Origin of the sequence: Rhodovarius lipocyclicus (assembly GCF_009900765.1) — a bacterium.
In the GTDB taxonomy this organism is placed as follows: Bacteria; Pseudomonadota; Alphaproteobacteria; order Acetobacterales; family Acetobacteraceae; genus Rhodovarius; species Rhodovarius lipocyclicus.
The window spans coordinates 1-5,004 of sequence record NZ_JAAABL010000083.1 but is presented as its reverse complement, the minus strand read 5'-3'; the positions used below and the strand labels follow the sequence as shown (position 1 = coordinate 5,004).

Here is a 5,004-nt window from a genome sequence, read left to right as displayed (position 1 = left end):
CAGCCGCGCATCCATCGTGGATATCTCCGTCCAGGGCATCGACCGGTCCTCCCAGTCGATAACAAAGACTGTCACCCAGGTCGCCGGTCCAAACTGTCACCAACCTAGCCGGTTTGTACCCCCCCGACCCCCCCACCAAGGGCTCCGCCCTTGGAACCCATCGGATTGGCGCCTTACCTTGCCAGGCGGGGCGCTATTTTCGTTATAAAAATCAATTGGTAACACGTTTCCAAGCTATGGCGCCCAACTGATCTAGGTCCAGGACCGAGCACGGTCCTGGCGGGGTCCAGGGGCGGCGCCCCTGGTGGGGGTTCGGGGGCGAAGCCCCTGATCGCCTAGGACGCCGCCCGCCTTGCGCTGCCCGCGCCTTCCCGCGCTTGCCGCGACAGTTCCCGCCACGTCTCGCCGAAGCCATCATCCGCCACCAGGGCGCGGGCCGGCAGGGCGCGCTTGCGCCAGCTGGCTTCCCAGGCATCGGCCTCGGCCCAGCAGGCGGCCATGGCTTCGGCGCGGCGGGCGGGGGCTTCGGGCAGGGCCTCGGCCATGATGGTGGCGAAGCGGGCCTCCAGCGCGTCGCGCGCGGGGGCCAGCTCGGCCAGCACCGCCGCGAAATCGCCCAGCACGGCGCCGCGATGCAGGGCCTCATGCCGCCACCACAGCGTGGCCGGGTCCTCCCGGTCCGAGGGGCGGGGGCCATGCGGGGGCAGCGCCACCCCGGGCAGCACCGGCCGGAACAGCGACAGGCAAGGGCCGGAGGTGCCGGTCACCCAATGCAGCGCCTGGCCATCCGGGTGCAGCTCCGCGACCAGGGAGGCCACGCTCTGGCTGCGGCGGTCGGGCCCGCCGGCATGCATGCAGATGCTGCGGCCCTGGGCATGGGCGGGGTGCCAGTGCGCATCGCCCTCGGCCGCCGGGCCGTGGTCGCGCAGGATGGCCATCATGTCCGCCACCCGCAGCGCGCCGTCCTTGCGGGCCATCAGCTCCGTCGCGCGGGCGCAGCGGGCGCGGCCCTGGGTCAGCGCGTCGCGCGCCGGGTCCAGATAGGCGGCGGCGAAATCCAGATCGGCCGCGCTGCGCACCTGGGCATCGGCCAGCAGGGCGGGGCTGGCGCGCCAGATGGCGCCGCGCCCGATCGACAGCGCGTTGGAAATGGCGCGCGTGCGCGCCACCCGCTCCGCCACCCAGAAGCGGCCCACGGTTTCCAGCACGAAGGCCTCCCGGTGGTCGGCGACCAGGAAGGAATTGTCGTAGAAATGCTCGTGCAGATGGCCGCAATCGCCGCCCTGGCCGTGGCGTTCCAGCAGTTCGATGATGACGCTCACCGCCGCCTCGGCCGTTGCCGCGCGTTCCAGCCCCAGCCGCACCAGGTCCATCCCGATCAGCGCGGGTTCCTGGCCGGGCGGGGTGCGGGCGAACACCGCCTCATTGCCGATGACCACGCCCGCGGCGTTGGCCCCGATCTCCGCCCCCCAGCACCAGAAGGGGCGGCTGAGCAGCACCGCCTGGGTCTCGGCCGCCTGGGGGATGTCGATATAGGTGCAGCGCAGGGTGCCGGGCGCATGCCGCGCCGCCGGGCGGAATTCCAGGAACTGCGCCTCATTGCGCTCACGGTCGCTGTTCTTGGCGAAGAGCAGCCGCCCCGTGGCGGTCGCGGGCGGCAGCGCCACCATGGTGTCGCACATCGGCCGGTCCTTCCATGTCTGGTCGCGGAAAACTAACGGCGTTTCGCCTTTGCCGCATAGCCAGGGCCGCGCGGCCCATGCCACGCTGCGCGCAGGGACACCGCGCACGGCATCGCAAACCCCCGCGCCCCCGGGCGCGGTTCGCGCCGTGGCGCGCGAAAAGGAGACGTTGATGATTTTCTCGCGGCTGACATCCGTGCTGCGCCCATCGCTGCTGGGGGTGGGGCTGGCCTGCGCCGTGCTGGGCCTGGCCCCCCAGCTGGCCCCCCGGCCCGCCCGCGCCGCCCCGCTGGTCGCGGTGCTGGAGGCCGAGGTGGCGACCCTCGACCCGCATTTCACCACCGCCTACATCACCCGCGCCTTCGGCTACATGGTCTACGACACGCTGTTCGGCCTGGCGGCCAATGGCGAGGTGCGGCCGCAGATGGTGCAGGACACGGTCATCTCCGAGGACCGGATGACCTACACCTTCACCCTGCGCGAAGGGCTGCTGTGGCATGACGGCACGCCGGTGACGGCGGCCGATTGCGTCGCCTCCCTGCGGCGCTGGATGCCGCGCGCGGGGATGGGGCGGCTGCTCGCCGCCTCCACCGAATCGCTGGAGGCGACGGGCCTTCGGACCTTCGTGCTGAAGCTGAAGCAGCCCTTCGGCCTGGTGCTGGAGGCGCTCGGCCGCCCCAACACCCCCGTGCCCTTCATGATGCCCGAGCGCGTGGTGCGCGCCGCCGGCGATGGCCGCGTGACGGAGATCATCGGCTCCGGCCCCTTCGTGTTCCGCGCCGACCGCTATCGCCCCGGCGACCGCATCGTGCTGGACCGCAACGCCCGCTACGTGCCCCGCAGCGAGCCCGCGGATTTCCTGGCCGGCGGCAAGACCGTGCGCATCGAGGGGCTGGAACTGGTCACCATGCCCGACGGCGCCGTGGCCGCGAACGCGCTGCAGGCGGGCGAGATCGACTATATCCAGAGCCCCTCCTTCGACCTGCTGCCGACGCTGGAGCGCAACCGCCGCATCAGCGTGGGCGGGCCCGGCGGCATGAACGCCTACCAGGGCTATTTCCGCCTGAACCACGCCGCACCCCCCTTCAACGACCCCGAGATCCGCCGCGTGCTGTGGCGGCTGTTCGACCAGTCCACGGTGCTGACGGCGCTCGGCCTGCCGGAACGGCTGACCCAGCCGGGCTGCCGGTCCTGGTTCATGTGCGGCACGCCGCTGGAGAATGCGCAAGGCGCGGACATCGCGGCCAACCCCTCGATCGCCGCGGCGCGTGAGGCACTGGCCCGCACCCGCTATAACAACGAGCCCGTGGTGGTGCTGCAGGCCACGGATATCGAGACGCTGCGCGTCTCCTCCGCGGTCGCGGCCGACACGCTGCGCCAGGCGGGCTTCAACGTGCGGCTGGAGGCGATGGACTGGGGCACGCTGCTGAACCGGCGCGGGCGGCGGGATGGCTGGAACATCTTCGGTGTCACGGCCTCCGGCTTCGACCTGGCGGCGCCGCCCACCCATTTCTACCTGTCGGGCAATTGCATCGACTATGCGGGCTGGAGCTGCGACGAGCGGATGGTGCCGCTCTTCGCCGCCTTCCCCATGGCGCAGACCGACGCGGAGCGGCAGCGCATCGCGCGGGAGATCTCGGCCATCGCCTTCGACAATGTGCCGGCCATCATGTGGGGCCAGTTCATCGCGCCGGCGGCCTGGCGCAACACCCTGCGCAACCTCATCCCCTCCAGCATCCCGCTGTTCTGGAACGTGGAGAAGTAGCGCCCGGCCCCCCGGCCCCGTGCCGGGGGGCAAGCCTGTTCGCGCCGTGGCCGTTGCGGGGCGCGCGGCGCGCTGGTTAACATGATGTTCACTTCGGTAGGGAATTCCCTGAGGGCGAGGTGCGGGCAGGGCCGCTGTGTTCCCGATGTCGCCCGGGCCGCCTCGGCCTGTTCCCGTCTTTGCTGAGAGGCACAGTTCATGAGCGATGCCCTGCACGATGCCGGTGCCCTGTCCCAAGCGAGCCCATACCGTGGCCTGAAGCGTGCCCTGCTGGCGCGGCTGTGCGCCAGCCTGCGGCACGGCAGCCTGGCCATCATCACCCCCGACGGGCGGCACTGGCACCATCGCGGCGCCCAGCCCGGCCCCGAGGCCAGCGTGCAGCTGCACCGCTGGCGTGCCCTGTCGCGGCTGTTCTTCGGCGGCGATGTCGCCTTCGCCGAGGCCTATGGCGATGGCGACTGGACCAGCCCCGACCTGGCCACGCTGATCGAACTGGCGGCGGTGAACGGCGAGACGCTGGACCCCGAGGCGCGGGGCAGCCTGGTGGCGCGGCTGTGGAACCGGCTGCTGCATGCTGTGCGCGCCAACAGCCGCGCTGGCAGCCGGCGCAACATCATCGCCCATTACGACCTGGGCAATGACTTCTTCTCCGCCTGGCTGGACCCGGGCATGTCCTATTCCTCCGGCATTTACCGCGATGCCGGCACCTCGCTGGAGGATGCCCAGACCGCCAAGCAGGACCGCGCGATCGCGCTTCTGGAGCTGAAGGGCGGGGAGCGCGTGCTGGAGATCGGCATCGGCTGGGGCGGGCTCGCGGAGCGCCTGCTGAGCACCAGCGACGCCACGCTGACGGGGCTGACGCTCTCGCCCTCGCAACTCGGCTACGCCACCCGGCGGCTGGAGGAAGCGGGCCTGGCACCCCGCGCCGACCTGCGCCTGCAGGACTACCGCGATGTCGAGGGCCAGTTCGACCGCATCGTCTCGATCGAGATGTTCGAGGCGGTGGGCGAGGCCTATTGGCCCGTGTTCTTCGAGACGCTGCGGGCGCGGCTGGCGGCGGGCGGCGTCGCGGTGCTGCAGGTGATCACCATCGCCGAGAACCGGTTCGAGACCTATCGCCGCGGGGCCGATTTCATCCAGCGCCACATCTTCCCGGGCGGCATGCTGCCCTCACCCAGCGTGCTGCGCCGGCATGTGGCCGCGGCCGGGCTGCGGGTGGAGCACGAGGAATGCTTCGGCCACAGCTACGCCCGCACCCTGGCCGATTGGCACCGGCGCTTCCTGGCCGTGCTGCCGGAAGTGACGCGCCTCGGCCTCGATGAGCGGTTCCAACGGCTGTGGCGGTACTACCTGGCCTATTGCGAAGGCGGGTTCCGCGCGGGGGCGATCGATGTGGGGCTGTACCGGATTCGCCATGCCTAGTGGCGTGCCTCAGGGGCTTCGCCCCCTGTTCAGACCGGACACATCCCTGACTGATGTTCGGAGAGATGGTTGACGGTTTTTGGGTGAGAGTTTCGCGGGAGCGGAGCGATGCCCTGGAAGCCTGTATCGATCATG

The 5,004-nt window shown here is 71.0% G+C and carries 3 protein-coding genes; 2 read left to right on the top strand and 1 reads right to left on the bottom strand.

Translation table 11 applies throughout. The features are described 5' to 3' along the window. Nucleotides 1–335: 335 nt before the first annotated feature. Nucleotides 336–1,682, bottom strand: coding sequence for a peptidase C69 family protein (locus tag GT007_RS21980; protein ID WP_160123808.1), 1,347 nt, complete (start codon nt 1,680–1,682; stop codon nt 336–338). Nucleotides 1,683–1,854: 172 nt separating this feature from the next. Here GT007_RS21980 and GT007_RS21975 point away from each other — a divergent pair, with 172 nt between their 5' ends. Both GT007_RS21975 and GT007_RS21970 read left to right on the top strand, forming a co-directional pair. Continuing rightward, complete coding sequence (locus GT007_RS21975) at nt 1,855–3,447, top strand: ABC transporter substrate-binding protein (protein WP_160123807.1); 1,593 nt, start codon at nt 1,855–1,857, stop codon at nt 3,445–3,447. Between the two features lie 198 nt (nt 3,448–3,645). Next, nucleotides 3,646–4,869 carry an SAM-dependent methyltransferase gene (locus GT007_RS21970; protein ID WP_160123806.1) on the top strand — a complete coding sequence of 408 codons (1,224 nt, stop codon included), beginning with the start codon at nt 3,646–3,648 and terminating at the stop codon, nt 4,867–4,869. Nucleotides 4,870–5,004 lie beyond the last annotated feature (135 nt).

Coding starts and splice junctions, on each gene's coding strand:
- GT007_RS21975 (WP_160123807.1), top strand. CDS start 1,855: ATGATTTTCTCGCGGCTGACATCCGTGCTGCGCCCATCGCTGCTGGGG.
- GT007_RS21980 (WP_160123808.1), bottom strand. CDS start 1,682: ATGTGCGACACCATGGTGGCGCTGCCGCCCGCGACCGCCACGGGGCGG.
- GT007_RS21970 (WP_160123806.1), top strand. CDS start 3,646: ATGAGCGATGCCCTGCACGATGCCGGTGCCCTGTCCCAAGCGAGCCCA.